The organism is Alteromonas sp. LOR, from assembly GCF_000753865.1.
Classification (GTDB): domain Bacteria; phylum Pseudomonadota; class Gammaproteobacteria; order Enterobacterales; family Alteromonadaceae; genus Alteromonas.
Window position 1 is genome coordinate 108,130 of record NZ_JQFW01000014.1, and the last position, 23,676, is coordinate 131,805.

Consider the following 23,676-nt stretch of genomic DNA (forward strand, 5'->3'; position numbering starts at 1 on the left):
CGCCGCTTCTGACTATGCCTCTTTCTTTAGTGAATTGATTAATTCATCAAAGAAAGGGGCATTTGCACAAAAGAAAAAAACCAACCCACTAAACACTGTTAGAAGGTTGGTTTTCCATTGTACTAATGCATCTTCTTACGAATGTTTTTCATTCATTAGTGTGCAGAGGCCTCGCCTGCTCCTTTAGGATAGCGAATACTTTCAACCAACTCTTGGATTTCCTCTGGTGCTTCATCTGTCACTTTGAAGACAAGGAATGCCACCACAAAGTTAACTATCATACCCAGTGTACCGATACCTTCAGGTGAGATACCAAACAACCAGTTGTCGGGTATATTCGCCTCAGGACTCACAAACTTGAAGTAGATAATGTACGTCGCGGTGAAGGCAATACCAGATAGCATACCCGCAACTGCACCTTTGTCATTCATACGCTTGCTAAAGATACCCATAATAATCGCAGGGAAGAAACTGGACGCTGCTAAGCCGAAGGCAAAAGCGACCACCTGCGCAACGAATCCGGGCGGGTTAATACCAAAGTAACCGGCAATGACGATGGCGACACCTGCGGCCAATCGTGCATAAAATAGCTCTGCCTTATCCGTAATATCTGGCGCGAAGTTTCGTTTCAGTAAGTCATGAGATACCGACGTGGAAATTACGAGTAACAAGCCAGCTGAGGTAGAAAGCGCAGCGGCAACACCACCAGCGGCCACCAAAGCGATAACCCAAGCCGGTAAATTCGCAATTTCAGGGTTCGCCAGTACCATGATGTCACGGTCGACGGTCATTTCGTTGCGCTCATCACCAGAGTAGAACATGACGCCATCGCCATTCTTATCGTTAAATTCGATAAGTCCGGTTTGCTCCCAGTTCTTAATCCACGATGGTGCTTCTTCATAGCTTGTACCTGTAAGCTCAGGGCCGTTTATGGTTTCAATCATATTAACGCGAGCGAAAGCAGCAAGAGACGGTGCAGTGGTGTAAACAATGGCGATAAACGCTAGTGCATAACCCGCTGATTTACGTGCATCGTGTACTTTAGGAACAGTGAAGAAGCGAACAATAACGTGTGGCAAACCTGCCGTACCTACCATAAGTGCAAAGGTAATGAAGAACACATCAATCGTACTTTTCGTGCCTGTCGTGTATTCATGGAACCCGAGATCGGTGGATAAATTATCGAGCTTTTGCAGCAGATGCATACCCGACCCATCGGCCAGTGTGGCGCCAAACCCAGTTTGAGGAAGGATATGACCGGTTACCATTATAGAAATAAATACCGCAGGAACTACATAGGCAAATACCATCACACAAAACTGTGCAACTTGCGTGTAAGTAATACCTTTCATACCACCTAGTACGGTGTAGAAAAAGACGATAACCATACCAAGCACAACGCCGGTAACAATATCAACTTCTAAGAATCGACTGAATACAACGCCGACCCCTCGCATCTGCCCGGCCACATAGGTAAAGCAGACGAAAATGGCACAAAATACTGCAACGGTTCGCGCTGTTTGTGAGTAGTAGCGGTCTCCAATAAAATCGGGTACAGTGAATTTTCCGAATTTGCGAAGATAAGGTGCTAAGCAAAGCGCGAGCAGAACATAACCACCTGTCCAACCCATAAGATAAACGGCACCGTCGTATCCCATAAAAGAGATAAGACCGGCCATGGAAATAAATGATGCAGCTGACATCCAATCTGCGGCAGTTGCCATGCCGTTTAGTACAGGTGGAACACCGCCGCCAGCGACGTAGAAATCGTTTGTCGATCCGGCTCTGGCCCAAATCGCAATGGCAATGTACAGCGCAAAAGTAGCGCCTACAATGATAAAGGTGAGTGTTTGAACATCCATCGTATTATTCCTCTTCTACGCCGTAACGTTTGTCCATTGCGCTCATTTTCGCCATATACACAAAAATAAGAGCAACAAAAACTAAAATGGAACCTTGTTGTGCAAACCAGAAGCCCAGTTTGAAACCAAAGAATTGGATGTTGTTTAATGCATCGGCAAACAAAATGCCGGCACCAAAGGATACAGCGAACCAAACGACTAAAAGTTTAAAAAGGAGAGCTAGGTTCTCCTTCCAATATGCTTTTTGGTCATCATTATTTCTAAAAGACATTGTTCCGTCCCCACGTCAGGTTAATCGGTTGTTGTTTTTTTACATTTTCCTAACGCTTAACTTTTTTACATTGTCGCTACTGATTTCACATTGCAAGCAACATTCACCAAAAGCAGCGAAGCCAAGCCTATAGGAGGTTGGATATCACTTTAGACCTGCATGAAATATTTAAAAATGAGACCATGGTCGTAGGTAGACGATGGTCTCAATAGGTATAATACGCATCGAGTTGTAAATTTTTAGTTAATGGAAAGGCTATGGTTTTTGGTTGGGTTACACTAGCGGTACTGTATCTATTTTTACTTTTTTCTCTAGCAAGCTGGGGCGAAAAGAACTCGCCAACGGCGCGGGCGCTTACCTCACACCCAGCGATATATTCTCTTGCATTGGCTATTTACTGCACTGCGTGGACGTTCTTCGGCATGGTGGGACAGGCAAGCAGAGATACCTGGATTTATCTGCCTATTATGCTCGGCCCCATTTTGGTATATGTGGTGGGTTATAAGTTTATTTATAAGCTGACTTTGGTAAGTAAAAAGCAGCACATCACAACTATTTCTGACTTTATTGCTTCTCGTTACGGAAAGCGCCAAACAGTGGCGTTGGTCGTTACACTCATCGCGTTACTTGCCACCATTCCCTATATCGCGCTGCAACTCAAAGCAGTTGGCAATACGTTTCAGCTACTGACCCAGCAACCTAAAAACGACATTATTATTATTGCGGCAACGGCTTTTATTGCAGTTTTCGCCATCTATTTTGGTACCCGCCAAACGGATGTCACTGAATATAGAAGAGGGTTAATGCTAGCTATCGCCTTCGAGTCGTCGGTGAAATTGCTCGCACTGGTTTTGGTGGCGTTTGTTGGCTATAGCGCCTGGAAAACCACACAAAGCGGGCCCTTTTTTGAAAGCTTTTTAAACGAAGCAGCCTTGTCTACTTTTAGCTCATTTACATTTATTGCTCAAACCATAATGGCAGCCGCCGCCATCGTGTGTTTGCCACGGCAGTTTCACGTAGCGATTATCGACAATTTAAGCTTGTCCCATTTACGCACCGCCCGCTGGCTGTTTCCGCTTTATCTCATTATTATTTCAGCGGTTATTCCGGTTATCGCCATTGCCGGTAAAGCCATATTTGCAGGTACCGGCATCGAGCCCGATTCGTACGTGTTATCACTGGCCATGTTTTCAGAGTCTGCCCTACTACAAGTCATTGTTTTTGTTGGCGGTTTGTCTGCTGCCACTGCGATGATTATTGTAGCAACGCTTACGCTCAGCACTATGCTAACAAACGACGTAATACTACCGCGCATACTGGCACTGACCGAAGACACAGACAAAAAACGAGATATTTCACGCCGCATTAGACTAATTCGGCGGGTGGTTATCGCCTTTATTTTGCTAATGGCCTTTTTATACCACCAGCAAATGACCAGCAGCCGCTCCCTGCACTCTATAGGTCTAATTGCTTTTTCATTGGTTATTCAACTACTACCGGCCATTGTAGGCGGCTTATATTGGAAACGAGCCCATGCTCACGGTGTGTATGCGGGGTTAATGATTGGCTTGGTTATTTGGGTTTTGTGGCTAGTGCTGCCTATTGTGAGCGACCAAGTATCAAGGCTTGAACAAAATGAACTGATTAGCCAAGGAGCAATGATAAGTTTAGCCGCCAATGCGTTTATGTACGTGCTTTTTTCTTGGTTTGCGCCTCAGCGACTTATCGATCGCATTCAGGCAGAAGCCTTCGTGTCGCCTACTATGTCTGCCAGCAACACCATAAAAACCCAGGTAGCAAACGTGAGAGTGTCAGACTTAACCACGCTACTGTCCACGTTTATGGGTTCGGGCAGATGCGTACAGCTTGTTGATGAATATCAGACGCTTAATCACTGTCAGCTGAATGAGCAAGATACTCCTGATGAGTCATTCTTATCGTTCTGCGAGCGAGCGCTAGGGGGGGTAATTGGTGCATCAAGCGCAAAAGTGCTTCTTGATAGCGCCTTGCGTGGTAAAAAAATGGACTTCACTGAGATCATCAACTTCTTTGATGACACCACCCAAGCCATGCAGTTTAATATGACCGCCCTACTCACCTCCCTTGAAAATATGGACCAAGGGATAAGTGTTGTCGACAAACATCTTCATTTAGTCGCGTGGAACAAGCGCTATTCAAACCTGTATCCCTACCCTGACGACTTACTTGCTGTTGGCGTGCCCATTGAACGTCTTATTCGCTATAACGCGGCTCAGGGTGAGTTTGGCACTTTCAATGTTGAAGCCGAAGTAGAAAAGCGCTTAGAGCACTTGCGCTCGGGCATGCCCCATAAATTCACCCGCCAGCGAAAAGATGGCCGAGTGATAGAAATGGTGGGTAACCCGCTACCTGGTGGTGGCTTTGTAACCAGCTTCAATGATATTACCGGTCACGTAGAAATTCAGCAGGCCCTTGAAGAGTCTAATATCGATCTTGAAGCCAGAATTAAGAAGCGTACCGAAGAGGTACATTCCATTAATGCCGAGCTTCGCCTTGAAATTGAAAAGCGCGCTGGTGCTGAAAAAGAGTTAATTCGAGCAAGAAAAGCTGCAGAAGATGCCAATGCAAGTAAGACGCGATTTTTAGCCCTTGCCAGCCATGATGTATTACAGCCACTCAATGCGGCCAAGCTATACGTAAGCGCACTGGAAGAACAAGACTTGTCAGAGCAAACACATACGATCATTCAAAAGCTCAGTCATAGTGTGTCTTCCAGCGAAGCGCTTATTGGTACGTTGCTAGATATTGCGCGCCTTGATCAGGGCGAGATGAAGCCAGATTTTGAGTCGGTTGACGTTAGCAATCTGCTTTCACCTCTTGTGGATGAGATGTCTATGCGAGCGAAAGAGAAAGGGCTGGAGCTTAAAGCAATAATTCGCCCATGCTGGGTGCGAGCCGATAAAACTTACTTATACCGGATTTTGCAAAATTTACTGTCTAACGCGGTGAAGTATACCGAGAAAGGCAGAGTGTTATTTATTGTTAAACCTGTGGGCAATTCCGTGACGTTTAATATCATGGATACCGGCATTGGCATTTCTAGCGACAAATTGGACACGATATTTGGCGACTTTTTCCGGGCTAATGAAAGCAAAGAGCACGGTCTTGGATTAGGGCTTGGTGTCGTACGGCGACTTAGCTTACAGCTTAACAGCGAAATTAAAGTCACTTCTCGCCTAGGCAGAGGCAGTAGCTTTCGATTCACGCTGGAAAAAGTAGCGGCAAAACGTCCTTCTGCCCAAGTCGCGAAACCAAGAAACACCACATTTAGCGGAATGAAAGTACTATGTGTAGACGATCAGCGGGAAAACTTAGATGCGTTGAGTACCTTACTTGAAAAATGGGGCGTTAGCGTAACGCTCGCCAATAATTGGGATGACGCACTATCTCTTGCAGTGTCGGTGAAGCCACAAATTCTCTTAATGGATTATCAATTAAGCTTTGAGGAAGAGAAAAACGGCTTGGCGCTCATCGAACTTATTCGGACAACGCTGAATGTGGTTGTACCCGCGGCCCTGATTACCGCGACCCCCGATGAAAACTTGGTGGTTCAATGCAAGGAGCAGGGAGTCAACTTTTTAGCTAAACCGCTAAAACCAGCGAAGCTGCGGGCCTTACTGCAAAGCATGACCCGCTACATTCGAGAAGCCAAAAATGTAGAGCGCGATTAGATGCGTTTAGAGAATCTGCTATCGCTCTTCATTGGCTTGGTTTGAATCGTCTACTTGCTTAGGAGTAGGTGTGTCAGTTTTCACCACCACTTTTCCTATGCTGTTCCACTTTACCTTCGGGTTTAGCATAACAGGGCGAGTAAGAATAAGGTTGTTTGGGTACATAATGGTTTCGCGCTCCGTTGTCACCAACCTAGTACTAAACGGACCAATATCAGCTATAAAGCCTTCAACAAAATTATCGCCATCGATAATGCGTAGGTAGTTGCCTCTACGATAGGACACATTGGTGAGCAAAATAAAATAGGCGGTAATATTACTTATAAGCGACCAACTCGCGAATAAGGCAACACCGGTTACCGTAATAATGGACGTGGAAAGTACAAGTAGCCCTGAAAAGTCGATACCCCAAGCAAGCAATAGTAAACACAAAGAAACAGTGGCCACCAGCACACGCGCAGCAAACAGCCCCTTTAATGCGCTATGAGATTTTAACTTTGACTTGGCAATATCATTTTCAATTTTTGGCAGCAGCTTTCTAGACATCACCAGATAAACCAGCAAAACCAAACTGCTAAACACGATATTCGATTGGTACTCAGTTGCCCACCGCAACACCCCATTTAACAGTTCCATCATTAACCCGTCGTTTTCCACAAAAACCCTCATATCAGTGTCAATATTCGTTACTAAGTTTATGGCAAATATCCCGCCATTTTCGACATGCTACCGTTATTGGGCTACTCTTTCATAAAATAAAAACAATCGCCACCATAAGAAAAAATCGTAAGACAGTCGTTACAGACTCAATTAGTATGCGCGCCTAAATAGCTTGCGCATTTACTTGTACCATGTAACGGTGCGGTTAATTCGTAAGCAAACTCACTTCTTCGTTATCAAGGCTGATATATCAATGCGTATTGCAATACTCTCGAGAAATCCGAAACTCTACTCTACTTCACGCCTTGTTGAGGCAGGCAAGGCTAAAGGTCATGAAGTTGATGTTATTGATACTATGCATTGCTATATGGATATTACGAGTGCCCGCCCTTCGGTAAGGTACAAGGGAAGAAAGCTTCCCTATTACGATGCGGTAATTCCGCGAATAGGCGCGTCGGTGAGTTTTTACGGCACATCAGTCGTTCGTCAATTTGAAATGATGGGCACATACAGTGTTAATGAATCTGTCGCTATTAGCCGCTCTCGAGACAAACTTCGCTCCTTACAGCTGCTCTCTCGTAAAGGCATTGGCATGCCAAGAACAGGCTTTGCTCATCACCCGGATAAAATAGACGACGTGATAAAAACCGTTGGTGGCGCTCCTGTGGTGATAAAATTACTGGAAGGCACCCAAGGTATTGGCGTTGTGCTGGCAGATACACACAATGCGGCTGAATCTATTATCGAAGCCTTTATGGGGCTAAACGCCAGCATACTGGTGCAAGAATTCATCAAAGAGGCGGGTGGCAGTGACATTCGCTGTTTAGTAGTAGGCGGCAAAGTGGTAGCAGCAATGAAGCGTCAAGCGGCTGAAGGTGAGTTTCGTTCTAACTTACATCGCGGCGGCCAAGCAAGCTTAGTACGATTAAGCCCTGCAGAGCGCAAAACCGCCATAGATGCCGCCAAAACCATGGGGCTGAACTGTTGTGGAGTGGACATTTTGCGCTCTAACAATGGCCCTGTTGTCATGGAAGTTAACTCATCGCCCGGCTTAGAAGGTATAGAGAAAGCGACTAACAAAGACGTCGCTGCTATGATCATCTCGTTTATTGAAAAAAGCGCTGGGCCGCATAAAACAAAAACACGTGGTAAAGGATAAGAAGGTCGTTAAGTGATGATTAGGGTATTTGGCCCAATTAATAATTTAAGGCTGCAACGCCATCTGTGAAGGAAAAACCTGAGTGGTAAGTAACGTTTTGACGATTGGGGGACACGATATAGCCCCAGGAGAAACCAAAAAAATAAACCTTGAGATGCCACCGCTCTATACAGCGACGAATATGAGCATTCCTGTTTATGTAAAGCGAGGCAAACGCCCCGGCCCCATTATGTTCGTTAGTGCAGCTATCCACGGCGACGAACTCAACGGGATAGAAATTGTAGGCCGCTTAATTCGCTCAAAAGCCATTGAGAAACTGCGTGGTACACTTATCGCAGTACCAATGGTTAACGTTTACGGTGTACTGAATCAATCCCGCTATTTACCTGACAGACGAGACTTGAACCGCAGCTTTCCCGGTAGCAAAAAGGGCTCTTTAGCAGGTCGACTTGCCAATTTATTTTTTAACGAAGTAGTAAGTAAGTGCGATGTGGGAATAGATCTACACACCGGCGCTATTCACCGAAGCAATCTTCCGCAAATTCGAGCGAATTTGGACGATACGGAAGTGCTGGAAATGGCAAAAGCTTTTGGCGTACCGGTATTACTAAATGCTGAAATACGTGAGGGCTCGCTAAGAGAGGCGGCTAGCACCAGTGGCGTAAAGATTCTGCTTTATGAAGCTGGACAAGCACTTCGCTATGATGAATTTTCTATACGGGCCGGAGTGAAAGGGATTATTAATACCATGCGGCATTTAGGCATGCTGAATAAAAGCCGCAGCAAAGGTCACAGTATTAATCGTTTCATCGCACAACAAAGCGGCTGGGTAAGAGCTTCTGAAAGCGGATTTGTTACCCATTTGGCACAGCTTGGCGACCACGTTGAAAAGGGAGATAAATTAGCGGCCATTGCCGACCCATTTGGTAACTTTGTTGGCAGTATTATCAGTCCAGCCGAAGGCATTGTAATCGGAAAGCAAAATATACCGCTTACCCAAGAGGGTGAAGCCATATATCACATTGCCTATTTCTCTAAGCCTAACGAAGTAGCAGAACATGTTGAGCTTTACCAAGACAACCTGCTGCCTAGTGAAGAACCTCTTGTAGAGTAAAAAATAATGAACAATAAAAAACTTATTGGTGCTGTCGAGCTATGTGATTTACCCCAGTTAGCTATTACAGAACTCAACGTGAGAGTAGACACTGGAGCAGCCACATCATCTTTACATGTGGATAATATTGAAGAGCTTACCAAAGGCGATGAACTATGGATTAGCTTCGACATTCACCCTGATATTTACAATGTAGATACGGTTGTAAGGCGAGAAGCGAAAGTTTTTGGCAAAAAAAAGGTGAAAAGTTCTACCGCTACCCGAGAAAAGCGCTATGTTATATTAACGGATATTGTTATGGACGGTTTTCAGTGGAATATACAGCTTACCCTGACAGACCGCTCGGAAATGACATATTCTATGTTACTAGGCCGAGAGGGAATGGCTGGACACTTTATTGTAGACCCTGAATACGACTTCCTTCTCACTGGAAAAGACTAGAGCGCACTCCCCTTTTTACTAGCAGTTACTGTATAGCAAAGGCCAGCGCGCTGTTATCAAAGGAAAGATCGCAATGGACATGTGGCGGCCAGGCAGGGCTTTGCTTTTTTCATCTTTACAAACGCGTATAGTCTTTGCGCTACTTGCCTGTGCCCTTTTTACCTTCGTATCACACGCAAACGCCAATCAAGATGACGACTCTGCAAGCGCTGCCCACACTAAAATACGACTACCCAACGTGCATCCGGGTAGAGATGCAATTTACGCCCACGCAAAGCAGTTACTCACCGAAGCGCTCCTTGTAACGCAAGCAGACTACGGCACTTTCGAATTCGTAGTCAGTAGCCAAGAAAGTCCTCAGCGCCGACAGCTCAGAAGTTTAGAACACGATCTTTTAGATATTACGTGGAGCGTTACCTCGTCAGACAGAGAAGCCTATTTTTTACCCATCCGTATTCCTATTATGGCTGGACTCTTCGGCAAGCGCGTGCTGTTAATTAATGCTGAAGACACCCGCTTCTCAAAAGATATGGATCTTACAGATCTTAAAGCGTTTAGGGCGGTGCTTGGCTATGACTGGCCCGATACTACTATTTTTAGAAAGGCGGGTATTCCGGTGCTTGAAACCACCTATCGCGCGTCGTTTAAAATGGTGTCTGAAGGGTTTGCTGATATGTTTCCTCGAAGCGTGATGGAAGTGTTAGAAGAAATGGAGCACGAAGACTTGAGTAAGGGGCTTGTTGTTGAGGACAATATTGTTATTTCATACCCTAGCCCGATTTTTTTCTTTGTAGGTAGTAATAACCAGCAGCTTGCTACACGAATAACCGAAGGCTTATTACAACTGTTAAAAAATCATCGATTCCAACAGTTATTAAAACAACATAAGGGCTATCAACAAAGCCTAGCGCTTATGAAGGGGCGAACTGTAATTAGTATAGACAACCCGCTTTTAAGTAAAGAGAGTAAAAAGGCGATAGAAAACTTTCTTCCGCTTTTTGCACCCGCTGAGCTGTTGTTAAATGGCTCAACCACAGATGGCACTGTTGTAGATGGCACTGCGGCAGACAGCGCTGTCGTCGAGAGCTCAGTTGTGGACAGCTCGACTTTAGAGAGCCCAGTTAAAGAAGACCGGAGTTAAAAAGCCTTAGCGTGAGCCACCATATCGCAGCTTTATTAGCGTGAGGGGGGCTCTAATTCTAGCTGTGAAGCAATGAGTACTGCTTGTGTGCGGTTATTAATACCAAGCTTTTTAAATAAAGCCGTAACGTGGGCTTTTACCGTCGCTTCAGCAATATCTAAGTTGTAGCCAATCTGTTTATTCAACAAACCGTCTCGCATATAACACAGCACTTTATACTGAGAGGGTGTCAGTGAGGCCACCTTATCCGCAAGCTCTGAAAATGCCTCGTCAACTTCATCGACACTTTCACTAAGCCCTTCAGGCAGCCAAATATCACCATCGAGAATGGCTTCAACGGCGTTACCGATGTCCTGTGCACTGGCAGTTTTAGGTATAAAGCCGGAAGCGCCGACACCAATAATTTTAGATATTAACGCAGTATCTTCCGTGCCCGATACTACGGCCACAGGAATATCTGGATACAGTTTGCGAATATGAAGAAGCCCGAACAGATCGTTACTGCCGGGCATATGTAAATCGAGTAAAAGCAGGTCGACATCCTCTTTGTTGAGCATATCAACCGTAGACATTAAGTCTCCTGCCTCCTTGAGGGTTAAGGAAGGCAGCGACAAGGATAGAGCGCCTCTTAATGCATCGCGATACAGCGGGTGATCATCGGCGATTAACAGCGTTATCATTGTCGTTTTCCTTGATTATTTATTGAGTCGTTCCTCTATGAGTGTATCAACAACGGATGGATCCGCCAACGTCGATGTATCACCTAATTGCTCATGCTCGTTTGCCGCTATTTTACGCAATATACGACGCATAATTTTACCAGAACGTGTTTTCGGCAGCCCCGTTGACCACTGAATAATATCTGGTGTGGCTATAGGACTCAATTCTTGGCGTACCCAGCTTTTAAGCTCTTTGGTTAGGGCATCATTAACCTCTACGCCTTCAATAGGACTTACATAAACGTAGATCCCTTGGCCTTTAATATCGTGAGGATAGCCAACAACCGCGGCCTCTGCCACTTTGCTGTGCGCAACCAGTGCGCTCTCGATTTCTGCAGTACCTAAGCGGTGACCTGAAACATTAAGTACGTCATCTACACGACCTGTGATCCAATAGCAGCCATCTTCATCGCGACGAGCGCCATCACCGGTGAAGTATACACCTTCATATGCACTGAAATAGGTATTAATAAAACGTTGATGGTCGCCATAAACAGTACGAGCCTGACTCGGCCAGCTATCTTTAATCACGAGGTTACCTTCGGCGGCACCTTCAAGTTCATTGCCATCAGCATCAAATAGCGCTGGCGCTACGCCGAAGAAAGGGCGAGTGGCCGAACCAGGCTTAAGCTCTGTCGCACCCGGTAATGGAAGGATCATATGACCGCCAGTTTCCGTTTGCCACCAGGTATCGATAATGGGGCAACGGCCTTTACCAATCACGCGGTGATACCATTCCCATGCCTCTGGGTTAATCGGTTCACCTACCGTGCCCAACAAACGCAGCGATGATAGGTCGCAGCCCTCTGCTGGCGTGTCTCCGTGGGCCATTAGCGCACGGATTGCCGTTGGTGCAGTATACAGGCTATTTACTTTATATTTTTCAACCACCTGCGCAATACGCTTAACGTCTGGATATGTAGGCACGCCTTCAAAAAATACCTGTGACGCTGCATTAACCATAGGCCCGTAGACCATGTAACTGTGCCCCGTTACCCAGCCAACATCAGCAGTACACCAATAAATGTCGTCGTCTTGGTAATCAAAGGCGTATTTAAACGTCATGGCTGAATACAATAAATAACCGCCAGTAGTATGCACTACACCTTTCGGTGTGCCAGTAGAGCCTGACGTATACAAAATAAATAGTGGGTCTTCGGCGTTCATGACCTCTGGTTCACACTGCGCAGAGCAATTATCAATTGCATCTTGCCACCACACGTCGTGCTTACTGTTCCAATCGACATCGCCACCAGTCAGCTTGTGCACAACGACATGCGTGATAGATGGACATGCATCGTTCGCCAATGCCTTATCAACGTTTGCTTTAAGAGGAATGCTGCGCCCCGCTCTACGCCCTTCGTCAGCAGTAATTACCACTTTTGCTTCGCTGTCGTTAATACGATCAGCAATGGCATTTGGCGAGAAACCGCCAAAAATAACCGAATGCACTGCGCCTATGCGGGCACACGCTAACATCGCGTAAGCGGCTTCTGGCACCATGGGCATGTAAATCGCCACGCGATCGCCTTTTTCAACGCCCATTTCTTTAAGCGCATTTGCTAACTTACATACCTCATAATGCACCTGTTGGTAGGTGATATCTAAGCTGTCTTGTGGAGAGTCACCTTCCCAGTGAAAGGCAACCTTAGTGGCGTTCTTTTCTAAATGTCTGTCGATGCAGTTGTAGCTCGCGTTTAACGCGCCATCTTCAAACCACTTTATCGATACGTCGTTTTTGTTAAAAACCGTATTTTTAATTTTTGTTGGCGCTTCGTACCACTCCAATAGTGCAGCATGCTCCGCCCAGAATGACTCAGGGTCGTCTATCGACTTCTTGTACATTTCGTCGTATTGAGACGCAGTAAGATGTGTGGATTGAAGGATATTTTCTGGTACGGGATAAGTCTTGCTGGCAGTCATAGATTGCCTCCAATTTAATAATGTTAAATTCTCGATTGATTGAGGAATACTCTAGTCATTAATCAATAAAGCAAAATGAGACATTGGTCTTAATGACTTTTTTCATCGAAAAATTATTGCTCAACGTTCATCTGTAGACGCTTGTTTGTTTTTTTAGTTCTGTGAATTTTTTTAAGATAATCACTAAAAATATGCAATTACAATGTTTTACACCCGTTATTTCTGTAACGAAATAACGGGTGTAGGTATTTAGCAATTAGTCTTAGCTGTTAGAACTTAAAGACAACTCCCGCGCGACCAACGTTTGCCGAAAAGTCTTCAAAATCGCTTCCGTATTCGGTATTAAAGTTAGTCAATTGAACAAACGCAGTAAAGCTATCCGTTATCTTATGGCCGTAGTTGATATAAGCGGTGGTGTTTTCATTTAAATCAGTGAGTGATAAACGAGCACGGTCACCCGAGTCGACAGAGGCACTGGCATAACCCACCTTAATCGTAGAATCTGCATTGAGTTTCCATGTCACATACGTAAAGAAGCCGCTCTCGCTAAAGCTTTCTCTTACTTCGCCTGCCGCGTTTAAACCTGAAGACGGAGCTACACCCAATGCATTTTGGTTGTTTAACGCTTCACCAGTATAATATTCAGCGTTTACACTCACTGCCCCAAAATTCAATGTGGTATACATTTTCAATAAGTTAGCGTCTTGGTTTTCACCCGAGGCAAAACCAGCTTCGTCTTCAAAATTCAATTCAGCGAAATGGCCCGCGGCGCCAATTTTATGACCAGAGAAGCTATAGTTTACGTCTACTGCAAAACCAGGCATGCTGCCAAGTTCATTCGCGTTAATACCACCAGCAGTAGCATTTCTTCCCTTACCTGTTAGAGCACCGGTTACCGTTAGCCCATTATTTTTATACGTAGCACCCACTTCCACTGCTAAGAAACCAGAATTACCGGCACGATAAGCATTACCTATCCAATTGTAACTACCGCTTGATTTGATACCTGCCGCAGTGCTCCACTTTTGCCCGCCAAAGAACGTCCAGTTTTCGTCCAAGTCATAATATAAGGTCGCTAGACGAAGTCGTGGCTCCTGAGCCTGAATGGCCGTTTGGTTAGTAAAGCCATCTTCACCATCAATAAAATCAAATTCCAGTACCGTTCTTACTTTTTCATGGCTCATATTTAACGAAAAACGTGACTGTGCCGCTTGAAACGATGTGGCATCAGAACTAAGAAACGTAGTTTGTTGATCTGTGGCTGGCGCACCGCCGAATATATCGGTTCTTAACGCATGCGTCGGGGCTACTTGGCTGTAAGCACTGCCATAACTGGCAACGCCTTGATCAGACGCTACCATTTCGGGTTTGATCATACCTTTAAAACTAAACTCAAAGGCTAAAGCAGGTGAAGATATCAAAACAAGTGCGCACGATGCAGCAACACGATTAAGCATGTGGTTCTCCAAATTTATTTGTAGTGTTTAACTTTAATTCTTAGCTCGGTGCCCCTGCGAACGTGTGTAAGCACAGGGAATATATAATTTAGTTTGAACATGTAGCGGATTAACTTCCGATTAACATAAATTCAACAAACCAATTGTGGGTTAAAAATAAGCAAAATACTCTATAAATCATAGTTGTTGCGACCAAAGTCTTATGATTTCTTGTGCGGCAAAACAGCGTTTAGTTAACGTATAAATAAGCTAACGCACTGTTTAATTTAAAAACTTCAAACACCGCATTACGGATTTCACTATTAAACAAATTACGATTTTTCAACGCGTTAATGGCTAAGGCTATAAGCATAGGTAAAAAAGAGAAAATCACCGACCTTATTGCTGATTTTTTAAATTGATAGGAAGCAGTGAGAGTTAAGAATAGGACAAGCGATTTATCAAAAAGCAGTGGTTCAACTTAGAAAAGCGTGGGGAGTGCACGTAAATACGTTAGAAAAATGAATTAGCGCGCCTTGATTCAAGGCGCGCTAACCGAGGTAAGGCGGGTAGATTTAAAATCCCATGGGGTAGGCTTTAAACACGTTATTTATATCATTAAGTGTGTTATCGCTTAGCTTAATATCAAACGCTGCGATATTTTCAGAAAGCTGCTTGAGTGTAGTTGCACCGATAATAGTAGATGTAACACCCGGTACTTGCTGACACCATGCTAAAGCAAGTTGCGACGGTGTAATGCCTGCGTTTTCTGCAATATTGACGTACTGCTCGGTAGCTGATTGCGCTGCAGGTTGGTCTCTGAATAAGCCCATTCGCTGTGCCAATGTCCAACGCGAACCTTCAGGCCGTGCACCATTGTGATATTTTCCGCTGAGCATTCCCGTGGCTAGGGGCGACCAAGGCAAATAAGCAATGTTTTCACACTGGCACATCTCAATAAGATAAGGCCAATCTTTTGCGTGTAACAGGCTAAATTCATTTTGAATAGACACAGGTAAAGGCACGTTTTCTTCTGCGCACAAACGCAAAAACGTATGAATTCCCCACGGCGTATCATCAGACAACCCCCAGTGACGAATTTTGCCCGCATCAAGGGCCGCTTTTATGCCTTTGAGAATATTGCGCATGCCGCTGATTTCTTTGTCGCGGTCGATAGTTGTTGGGTCTGTACTGTCAGGCCAATGCTTGCCAAAGTGCGGGGTTACCCTATTTGGCCAGTGAAGCTGATACACATCGATATAGTCGGTGTGTAAACGCGTAAGTGATTCATCAAGGGCACTAGTAAGTGAAGAAGCCGTTATTGGCCCACCCTCTCGGATATACTTTAAGCCTGCACCTGCTACCTTGGTCATCACCACAATATTCTTGCGTGCGTCTTGATTACGAGAAATCCAATTGCCAATAATTCGCTCTGTGTCGCCGTAGGTATCTGCGTTAGGAGGTACAGGATACATCTCAGCGGTATCAATAAAATTCACCCCCGCATCAAGGGCCATCGCCATCTGCGCATCGGCATCTTGCTGCGTATTTTGGATACCCCAGGTCATTGTTCCTAAACATATATCGGAAACCTGAAGGCCGCTTGAACCTAAACTAGTAAACTTCATTCTCTTATTACCCTTTAACTGTGCCTTTAAAGTGTACACTTGAACTGGTGCGCGCTCATATAAATTGTGAACTCAGCGAGCAGACTTTAATTCTGTAAACTCACATGGTGTGAGATTCATATTTGATATTGGCTGTGAGCGTTTAAAAAACAATGCAACGTTAGCAAAAGCTCGATGAAATGTCGCAAAACTCTGAATAAAAGCTAAATTCAGTACGGTAAAGGTGACTATTGCGATCCGCAAACCGTTATTTTTGCCTGATTCGCACAGTGAATAGGTATTTAGAGCATCCTGACTGTTACAGTTTAAAGATCATTTGTTTTCTTTTGAAGCAACAAGAGATGAAGCTAAGTCGTAGTTTCCCTGAGAAATAGCGATATCTGCCACTGAATTACCCGATTTGTCTTTATGATGAGGGTTGGCGCCCTTTTCAAGTAGTGAAGCGATGACCTCTTTACGATCGAACAGGCTTGCAAACATTAACGCTGTTTGACCCTGCTGCTTTGATTCATCCACATGGCAATCGGCTAAAATGAGTTGTTTAGCAACGCTAGCATGATAGCGGTAACGCCGCCTAAGATAAATTTAGATAAGGTAGATTTTAATGAAGTACTCACAGCTGAACTCCTACGTGAATGTTGATGCGGGATTGGGTATTTTTAACTTCAACGCAAACTTGGTCGCCGTAGTAGTTATCAGCGTAGTTGCATCGTGTTTGAACAGATTGGTTAGTAGTGGAGGAAACACGATGGCCGTTCGCCGTTGATAGTTTTTTTAGTAATGTGGTCATTTGATTCTCCTTGTTAAGTTAGGAGCATTATTATCAATTCAAAAAAACTATTAAAACGACTAAAACTGATTCATAAGATTGATTTAATAGATTGTAAAGATACTTGCTAATCGAGAAACCTCATAAACTGGGGTATTACGTAGGGAGTACTAAGCAGAATAGGAGACAGCAAGGAAAATAGAGAATAACGAGAAAGTAAAAAGCAAGTTGAGCCTGAGTCACATAAGAGCTAGGTAAGGACTATATGGGAACTGATTAAAGCTAAGTAATTGATAAATTTGAGCGCATATTTGTGTACGAACGCGCGCGTTAGTGCGGGTATTGGCACAGAGGCTGGACACAAAATTAGTTACAGTCTCAAACGCCGATCCCATAACAAATTATAAAAGCGGCGGAGATATTAGGGAGATAGGTAAATGCAAGTGACGGCAGACCACAGTAAGCGCAGTCTTTCCTACTAAACGTTAACTGCTACTCGTTAACTGCTATCCGTTGGCGATTTCCCTTTAACTGTTATTCATTAACGTCTCATTCTTAACTGCTAAGCCAGGGGCCAGTGATAGCCAACGTTTTACTAGGGGAATAAACATTAACAAAAAGAGTGCTGCCGTCAGGAGAAAAACAGGCTCCGGCAAGTTCGGTTTGTGCATGCAATTTAGCAAAGTTATATACCTCACCCCCAGGGGTTATCCCACGAAGATGGTTATCAACTATATCGGTGTATTGGTCTTCGCATACTAGTAAATGCCCGTTTGGACACACCGTTAGATTATCGCCAAAGTTGTACAAGTTTTTATCTTCACTTTGCAAGAACAGTTGAAGTTTATCGGCACTGCCATCAAGTGATGGCACCACACGCATTACCTGCCCTAACTGTTTTTCTCCGCCGTTGGTGCAGCAAAAATATAACTCTTCATCACCCCAGTGCATACCTTCCCCACGCGCAAACAACGCAGCGCCTTTCTCATAGGCCTGTTTACGAAGATCATCCTTTGGGCTTTCTGGATTATCTAAATCTACCCACTCAATATCAAACCACTGCCCTGTTTCCATAGACGGATTATTCCAATTTCGTGAATCGAACTGGGGCTTTCCGACCACTTTAAGGGCCTGCAGCTTGCCGCCATCTGCCAATTTAGCAGGTATATTCGGTACAAACCGATACAGCACACTATCGCCTCGGTCTTCAGTGAGATACACCATTCCAGTGCGAGGGTCTACGCTTGCGGCTTCATGATTAAATCGCCCCATGGCTTTTAGAGGCTCGGGTTGCGTCATCGATGTGGCAGAGGCAGGCACCTCAAAAATATAGCCATGGTCTTTGCTTACCACGCCGTTTGGTTTATCTACCGACTCTTCGCAGGTAAGCCATGTACCCCACGGGGTAATTCCGCCTGAGCAGTTGCGCACAGTGCCGCTTAAACTTATAAATTCCCGCTCAACCTTGTGAGTTGAAAGATTATAGACAAGAGTGCTTGTGCCCCCAGGCAGCGCAGTACCTTCAAACCCACTTCCCTCGCCATAGGAGTCGTAAGCTAAAGCCGGAGAATGCTGTTGAATAGACTGAGGCTGCTTTTCAATATGTGTAGGGTGTAGCTCGTGATTGCGAACCAGCGCGACACGTTCTTCATCAAGGCCAAAACAGCCCATACCGTCGGCTCTATCGGGCACGTTCAGGCCATCCGACATGGCATCGCCAAATTGAGATATTACTCGGTAGGAAAAGCCTTCTGGCAAATCTAATAGTGAGTTTTTGTCTTTGACAAGGTTGCCGTAGCCCGTTGAAATTGGCATTGCAGAAGCTACTGCCTTGCTAAGTTGGCTTTTGCCAAACGCACTTGACGCAAGGCCACCAAAAGCCAGTGAGCCCAACATAAACTGTCGCCGTGTAATCATACTAAACGCCCCAAAGATGCTCGTGATAAAAAGGTAGAAAGGTAGCACTCAACAAGCAAGACCTAAGTTCACAAGTACACATAAATCATCGCCATCAATTGTTATAGTATAACAATTGATGGCAAAAACAATCATTACTGACGTGGTATATTTTTACTTTAACTTAGTACTGGGGTTAGTGCTCAGATTAGTATTGTGCCAGTGCTCTACAGGCATAGGCTTTGAAAAATAATATCCCTGAAAGCGATTACACCCTTTGCTGATTAAGTATTCAACTTGCTCTGGAGTTTCTACCCCCTCAGCAATGGATGTCACATTAAGGGCTCTTGCCATATCAATGATTGCATCAACTATAGGCGAGCCATTGTGATTGCTGTGTGTACCGACATCATCTATGAATATTTTGTCTATCTTTAGCTCACTAATTGGAAGCTCTTTTAGATAGGCCAGACTGGAATAGCCAGTTCCGAAGTCATCGATAGAAAAGCGGAAGCCGCATTTTGCGAGCTGATCCATTGTATGTTTAACAGTATCGATATCTACTACTAACGCCGTTTCAGTAAGCTCTAACATAATCATTTGGGTAGGAATGCCATAATAATTGACTCTTGCTAGCAAAGAAGAGGCAAAGTCTGGCAGTACAATTTGTTTGGCACTTATATTAATAGCAACACACAAGTCTAAACCTCGCGCGATAAACTGCTTCAGGGTTTTGAGAGTTTCATCGATAACCCAATTCCCAATGTCGCAGATAATATGACTTTCTTCTGCAATGGATATGAAGTCGCCAGGGCTCACTGTACCCAGCTCACTAGAATGCCAGCGAACTAAGGCCTCAAACGACGTGGTAACCCCTTTATGATTCACTTGGGGTTGCAACGATAGAGATAGCTCTTGTTTCTCTAGGGCTTGGCGTAAATGCGATTTGATGGCGAGGTAGCGATCGAACTCTTGCATGCCATCATCAGAAATATGGCAAAGTCCGAATGGGGCTGATTTCTTAGCCCGCTTAACCGCGTTTTCTAGTACATTAATCACGCGCTCATAGTTTTGCTTATTGGCTTCAAATACCGCGCTTCCCAGGGATGCACTTAGTGACCAGTTGCCATCTTCGGTATCTATGTCGTAGTGGCGAGGATTAATAAGTGCGTTCTCGATTAAGCTGGTATCAAAACGGTAAATGTCAGCTTTCTTATAGGTCTTTTTAGACATGATAATAAAGCTGTCGCCCGCAAATTTATAAATATGATATTCATGACCTATGATAAACAACAGCTTTTCAGCAATGGCTTGAAGCGCATTATTTGCATTAGAATAGCCAAGGCGGGTATTAATTTGCGCCATATTGTCCATATCAAGCAATAAAATATGCATATATTCTTCATGCACGGCGGCCCGCAAGATTAAGTCTTTGCACTCTTTTTGAAACCATTGGCTGTTACGTAAATGAGTGACACTGTCAGTATAGGCTAGGTTATAGATGGTATCCTGGGCGGCAATGCGCTCACTAATATCGCGCACTACGCCGATATATATTTTTACCCCTAAATCCGTACTTTCAGACAGCGATAGCTCCATTTGAAATACCGAACCGTCTTTGCGCTTTGCTGGAAGCTGTCGGCCAGTTCCGATAATTTGCGCGTTTCCGGTACGCTCGTAACTCGCCATATACCTGGCGTGATTTGATGCATACGGCTCGGGCATTAATATTTCAACCGACTTCCCAATAAGTTCGCCATCATCATAGCCAAAGATTTTAAGCGTGATGTCGTTGCAATGAAGAATTATGCCTTTTGAATCTATGCTTACGACCGCATCGTTTATACTGTCGAGGATATTCTGTATTCGGCTTGCCCGCTCTTCGCTAAGTAAAACAGTGCTTTTGTAATTTGTGATGTCTTCGAAGGCACCGAAATAACGACGTATATTTCCTTCGTCGTCTAACTCGTGTTTGCCAGAGGTGCGGACCCATTTTTTATCGTTATTTGCCGATATAATTTGCACTTCGATATCGTATGGCGTGTTGTGCTCTAACAACTCGTGAAACGCCGACTGAACGGCAGCTTTAGACTCTGGCTTATAAAACGTTAACGCTTGCTCAACATCGATTGAGACTTTCATGGTTACATTGTGTATTGCGTAGGTTTCTTTAGACCAAAAAAGCTTCTTATCCTGTGGGTAGTATTCCCACGCCCCAGTTTTTGAGAGACTGCTGACCTCATCGAGTAGCGATAAGTTATTAATTGTGCGGGTTTCTAAGTAATATTTTTGTAGGCGCGTAGCAATTAGCTTCGCGTTTGCGTGAAATCCAGCTTTATAAAGCTCGATGCCGGGTTGAGGTGAATTAAAAATAGCGACCAAAATCCCGACATTGCGTCCGAGCTCATTGAAAAGCCCAGCGCCAAGATAGGCCTCAGCATCTATTTGTGAAAGAGAGCCATCATCTGGAAATTGAGAGCACACCGCACTTGAGTAAGCACATACGCCGGTTTGTAAAACCTGCTCACAAGGTGAGCCCTGCAAGGGATACTCGAACAGCTCGCTGGCTTCAGACTGCTGTTGAATGCCAATGAGCACTGAAACACGGTCGTTGTCTCGAACACCAAGCAGTAAATAATCCGCTTTCAACGACGCGTTGTATTCTACAAGCTCATCAAAAAATTCTTGCCTGTATTTGCGAACAAGACTGCGAAACTCAGCCTCTTCGTAAACCGTATTATGCGAAAACATAGCCGCCTATTACTCAACACAAACCAATTAACCGCATTTATGTTGGTAGAGTTGATGAATGGAAAGACACAGAAGAGCGCTAAAACGATGCCTTAGCCTTTAGTAGTATAATAGTAGAGTCTGTATCACAGTCAATTGATTAATAATGACAGGCATCAAAAATACTAATACAAACAATAACTAAGTGAATTCTTATATATTAAATAGGGAGTTTTTAGCTTAATACTTATTGAGACAGGCACCCAACCTGCCACCTTACTTCCCCCCAGTTACTTATGGAGACTACTTATGAAGACAGGCATCGTAAGTCACTTATCGAGACAGTCATTTTTCAAACACTCAGATAAGCAAAACTGTACCTCAATACACTTTCTTTAGCCTAGATAGCTATACACACTAGTAATTAAGTAATCCAGAGTTAGAAAACTTGATGCCAAAAGCTAGAAAATCACAAATCAGTTTATCAGACACGCCCTATTATCATTGCGTATCTAGATGTGTTCGCCGAGCGTTTTTATGCGGTTCTGAGCAAGGACAAAGCTTCGAGCATCGCCGTCAATGGGTTGAAGATCGTATTCATGCTCTGAGTGAAGTATTTACCATTGATGTGTGTGCTTATGCGGTAATGAGTAATCACACTCACCTAGTGCTGCATATTTGCAGAGAAAAGGCGCAGGGGCTCACTACAGATGAGGTAATTCAACGGTGGCACACCCTATACAAAGGAACCTTATTAACACAGAGGTATGCTTTACAAGAAACAAGAGAAGACCTTAGTGATGCTCAAATAGAGTCCGTGGAAAGCACAGCGAAGATTTGGCGAGCGCGCTTATATGATATTAGTTGGTTTATGAGAGCCTTGAATGAATATATCGCTAGGGCCGCAAATAAAGAGGATGAGTGCACCGGACACTTTTGGGAGGGACGGTTCAAGTCACAAGCACTATTAGATGACGGCGCTCTTGCTGCCTGTATGGCATATGTTGACCTAAACCCAGTGCGCGCGAAGTTGGCTGTTTCACCTGAGACCTCTAGGCATACTAGTATCCAGTATCGTATTCGTGCTGCCAAAGCAGGCAAGATACCGAAACGCCTTATGCCGCTAAAAGATAGCCCTCAGCAGAATAGCGAGAATAGTCTACCTTTCAGCCTCGTCGACTATCTTCAGTTGGTCGATGCCACTAGCCGTTACACCTTCCCTAATAAGCGAGGCAAGATACCCAACAAAGTACCTAACATTTTAGACCGGCTTAATATTGGTAATGAAAAGTGGTTGATATTAACCACACAATTTGAAGTTTGTTTTAAACAAGCGGCAGGCCAGGTGATTAAACTTGAACAATATGCTCATAACCGAAAGCAGCAGAGAGTTCATGGGAAGCACCATGCTATGCGCTTATTTGGGTAGGTTAATATCTCATCGAACAACATAAGTGTAATAGGGTTGAACTTTGATAGTGTATTGACTGCAGGATAGAGTTCGCTTCATTACGCTAAATCATACTGTTTCAACCTAGCTCCATCACCTGTTTGACCAATAAAACACACCTCTATCGTATTTAAATTTATAAATAGCGCTCGATATTTGGCGTTTTTTGATTGTTCTTTATGCCTGTCTCAATAGCGGCTTGTATGTTGCGACTGTTTAATTAGTAGCTTTGGCTTGCCATGCGTGCTTACTATGCGTGTCTCAATAACAGCTGTCCGTGTATTGATAATAGCTGGCTGCAATTACGGGAATGGCTAGGTTGGAGTGCCTGTCTCTTTAGTAAATCGCAGGCATAAAAAAAGCGCACCTAAGTGCGCTTTTTTGTGCAGTGTTTGCAGAGTCTAGATTAATCTAGGATCTTAGCAACAACACCAGCACCTACTGTACGACCACCTTCACGGATTGCGAAACGTAGACCTTCGTCCATCGCAATAGGAGCAATTAGCTCAACTTTGAATTTAAGGTTGTCACCAGGCATTACCATTTCTACGCCTTCTGGAAGCTCTACAGCACCAGTTACGTCAGTTGTACGGAAGTAGAACTGTGGACGATAGCCTTTGAAGAATGGAGTATGACGGCCACCTTCATCTTTAGACAATACGTACACTTCTGCTTCAAACTTAGTGTGAGGGTTGATTGAACCAGGCTTAGCTAGTACTTGTCCACGCTCTACGTCATCACGCTTAGTACCACGTAGTAGTACACCA

At 44.4% G+C, this 23,676-nt stretch carries 17 protein-coding genes and 1 pseudogene; 6 read left to right on the top strand and 12 right to left on the bottom strand.

Annotated features, from left to right (window positions below):
- Positions 1–155 precede the first annotated feature (155 nt).
- Together JV36_RS0105265 and JV36_RS0105270 are read right to left on the bottom strand one after the other, a co-directional pair.
- A complete protein-coding gene (locus JV36_RS0105265) occupies positions 156–1,862 on the bottom strand; it encodes a sodium:solute symporter family protein (RefSeq protein ID WP_032095504.1) in 1,707 nt (568 codons plus the stop codon).
- A gap of 4 nt (positions 1,863–1,866) precedes the next feature.
- Positions 1,867–2,133 (bottom strand): DUF4212 domain-containing protein, encoded by a 267-nt coding sequence (locus JV36_RS0105270; protein ID WP_032095503.1) that lies wholly within the window; start codon positions 2,131–2,133, stop codon positions 1,867–1,869.
- A gap of 257 nt (positions 2,134–2,390) precedes the next feature.
- Between JV36_RS0105270 and JV36_RS0105275 the strand changes: the two genes are divergently transcribed.
- On the top strand, positions 2,391–5,843 hold the full coding sequence (locus tag JV36_RS0105275) for a PAS domain-containing hybrid sensor histidine kinase/response regulator (protein ID WP_032095502.1): 3,453 nt from the start codon (positions 2,391–2,393) through the stop codon (positions 5,841–5,843).
- A gap of 18 nt (positions 5,844–5,861) precedes the next feature.
- Here the strand turns inward: JV36_RS0105275 and JV36_RS0105280 are convergent, their stop codons facing one another.
- Entirely contained in the window at positions 5,862–6,482 is a 621-nt protein-coding gene (locus tag JV36_RS0105280; protein WP_032095588.1) for a mechanosensitive ion channel domain-containing protein, read from the bottom strand.
- A 274-nt stretch (positions 6,483–6,756) separates the two neighbouring features.
- Between JV36_RS0105280 and rimK the strand changes: the two genes are divergently transcribed.
- The 4 genes from rimK to JV36_RS0105300 all read left to right on the top strand — a co-directional run bounded on the left by rimK (position 6,757) and on the right by JV36_RS0105300 (position 10,358).
- On the top strand, positions 6,757–7,662 hold the full coding sequence (gene rimK / locus JV36_RS0105285; RefSeq protein ID WP_032095501.1) for a 30S ribosomal protein S6--L-glutamate ligase: 906 nt from the start codon (positions 6,757–6,759) through the stop codon (positions 7,660–7,662).
- A gap of 82 nt (positions 7,663–7,744) precedes the next feature.
- On the top strand, positions 7,745–8,776 hold the full coding sequence (locus JV36_RS0105290) for a succinylglutamate desuccinylase/aspartoacylase family protein (RefSeq protein WP_032095500.1): 1,032 nt from the start codon (positions 7,745–7,747) through the stop codon (positions 8,774–8,776).
- 6 nt (positions 8,777–8,782) lie between these two features.
- Entirely contained in the window at positions 8,783–9,217 is a 435-nt protein-coding gene (locus JV36_RS0105295) for an ATP-dependent zinc protease family protein (RefSeq protein ID WP_032095499.1), read from the top strand.
- A 73-nt stretch (positions 9,218–9,290) separates the two neighbouring features.
- Positions 9,291–10,358, top strand: a complete 1,068-nt coding sequence (locus JV36_RS0105300) for an amino acid ABC transporter substrate-binding protein (protein ID WP_152561523.1) — start codon at positions 9,291–9,293, stop codon at positions 10,356–10,358.
- Between the two features lie 35 nt (positions 10,359–10,393).
- On the opposite strand, the gene JV36_RS0105305 is transcribed toward JV36_RS0105300, so the two are convergent.
- The 8 genes from JV36_RS0105305 to JV36_RS0105335 form a co-directional block, all read right to left on the bottom strand.
- Positions 10,394–11,038, bottom strand: coding sequence for a response regulator transcription factor (locus JV36_RS0105305; RefSeq protein WP_032095498.1), 645 nt, complete (start codon positions 11,036–11,038; stop codon positions 10,394–10,396).
- A gap of 15 nt (positions 11,039–11,053) precedes the next feature.
- Positions 11,054–13,000: an acetate--CoA ligase gene (gene acs, locus JV36_RS0105310; protein ID WP_032095497.1), complete on the bottom strand. Its 1,947-nt coding sequence runs from the start codon at positions 12,998–13,000 to the stop codon at positions 11,054–11,056.
- A 269-nt stretch (positions 13,001–13,269) separates the two neighbouring features.
- Positions 13,270–14,457 carry a hypothetical protein gene (locus JV36_RS0105315; protein ID WP_032095496.1) on the bottom strand — a complete coding sequence of 396 codons (1,188 nt, stop codon included), beginning with the start codon at positions 14,455–14,457 and terminating at the stop codon, positions 13,270–13,272.
- A gap of 554 nt (positions 14,458–15,011) precedes the next feature.
- Complete coding sequence (locus tag JV36_RS0105320) at positions 15,012–16,064, bottom strand: aldo/keto reductase (RefSeq protein ID WP_032095495.1); 1,053 nt, start codon at positions 16,062–16,064, stop codon at positions 15,012–15,014.
- A 312-nt stretch (positions 16,065–16,376) separates the two neighbouring features.
- A complete protein-coding gene (locus tag JV36_RS0105325) occupies positions 16,377–16,580 on the bottom strand; it encodes an ankyrin repeat domain-containing protein (RefSeq protein WP_235207777.1) in 204 nt (67 codons plus the stop codon).
- Between the two features lie 97 nt (positions 16,581–16,677).
- The gene (locus JV36_RS19680) at positions 16,678–16,854 is read right to left on the bottom strand and encodes a hypothetical protein (protein WP_160173349.1); all 177 of its coding nucleotides are present in this window, start codon (positions 16,852–16,854) and stop codon (positions 16,678–16,680) included.
- Between the two features lie 534 nt (positions 16,855–17,388).
- On the bottom strand, positions 17,389–18,750 hold the full coding sequence (locus JV36_RS0105330; RefSeq protein WP_032095494.1) for an alkaline phosphatase PhoX: 1,362 nt from the start codon (positions 18,748–18,750) through the stop codon (positions 17,389–17,391).
- A gap of 153 nt (positions 18,751–18,903) precedes the next feature.
- Complete coding sequence (locus tag JV36_RS0105335) at positions 18,904–21,480, bottom strand: sensor domain-containing protein (RefSeq protein WP_032095493.1); 2,577 nt, start codon at positions 21,478–21,480, stop codon at positions 18,904–18,906.
- A 430-nt stretch (positions 21,481–21,910) separates the two neighbouring features.
- Here JV36_RS0105335 and JV36_RS0105340 point away from each other — a divergent pair, with 430 nt between their 5' ends.
- The gene (locus tag JV36_RS0105340) at positions 21,911–22,888 is read left to right on the top strand and encodes a transposase (RefSeq protein WP_032095492.1); all 978 of its coding nucleotides are present in this window, start codon (positions 21,911–21,913) and stop codon (positions 22,886–22,888) included.
- Between the two features lie 427 nt (positions 22,889–23,315).
- On the opposite strand, the pseudogene tuf reads toward JV36_RS0105340, so the two are convergent.
- Positions 23,316–23,676: pseudogene (tuf, locus tag JV36_RS0105345) on the bottom strand (elongation factor Tu); the annotation flags it as partial.

What these genes read in the sequence shown, in the direction of transcription:
- JV36_RS0105320 (WP_032095495.1), bottom strand. Translation starts at nt 16,064, where the DNA reads ATGAAGTTTACTAGTTTAGGTTCAAGCGGCCTTCAGGTTTCCGATATA.
- JV36_RS0105335 (WP_032095493.1), bottom strand. Translation starts at nt 21,480, where the DNA reads ATGTTTTCGCATAATACGGTTTACGAAGAGGCTGAGTTTCGCAGTCTT.
- JV36_RS19680 (WP_160173349.1), bottom strand. Translation starts at nt 16,854, where the DNA reads ATGACCACATTACTAAAAAAACTATCAACGGCGAACGGCCATCGTGTT.
- rimK (WP_032095501.1), top strand. Translation starts at nt 6,757, where the DNA reads ATGCGTATTGCAATACTCTCGAGAAATCCGAAACTCTACTCTACTTCA.
- JV36_RS0105340 (WP_032095492.1), top strand. Translation starts at nt 21,911, where the DNA reads ATGCCAAAAGCTAGAAAATCACAAATCAGTTTATCAGACACGCCCTAT.
- JV36_RS0105300 (WP_152561523.1), top strand. Translation starts at nt 9,291, where the DNA reads ATGGACATGTGGCGGCCAGGCAGGGCTTTGCTTTTTTCATCTTTACAA.
- JV36_RS0105270 (WP_032095503.1), bottom strand. Translation starts at nt 2,133, where the DNA reads ATGTCTTTTAGAAATAATGATGACCAAAAAGCATATTGGAAGGAGAAC.
- JV36_RS0105315 (WP_032095496.1), bottom strand. Translation starts at nt 14,457, where the DNA reads ATGCTTAATCGTGTTGCTGCATCGTGCGCACTTGTTTTGATATCTTCA.
- JV36_RS0105330 (WP_032095494.1), bottom strand. Translation starts at nt 18,750, where the DNA reads ATGATTACACGGCGACAGTTTATGTTGGGCTCACTGGCTTTTGGTGGC.
- JV36_RS0105280 (WP_032095588.1), bottom strand. Translation starts at nt 6,482, where the DNA reads ATGATGGAACTGTTAAATGGGGTGTTGCGGTGGGCAACTGAGTACCAA.
- JV36_RS0105305 (WP_032095498.1), bottom strand. Translation starts at nt 11,038, where the DNA reads ATGATAACGCTGTTAATCGCCGATGATCACCCGCTGTATCGCGATGCA.
- JV36_RS0105295 (WP_032095499.1), top strand. Translation starts at nt 8,783, where the DNA reads ATGAACAATAAAAAACTTATTGGTGCTGTCGAGCTATGTGATTTACCC.
- JV36_RS0105265 (WP_032095504.1), bottom strand. Translation starts at nt 1,862, where the DNA reads ATGGATGTTCAAACACTCACCTTTATCATTGTAGGCGCTACTTTTGCG.
- acs (WP_032095497.1), bottom strand. Translation starts at nt 13,000, where the DNA reads ATGACTGCCAGCAAGACTTATCCCGTACCAGAAAATATCCTTCAATCC.
- JV36_RS0105275 (WP_032095502.1), top strand. Translation starts at nt 2,391, where the DNA reads ATGGTTTTTGGTTGGGTTACACTAGCGGTACTGTATCTATTTTTACTT.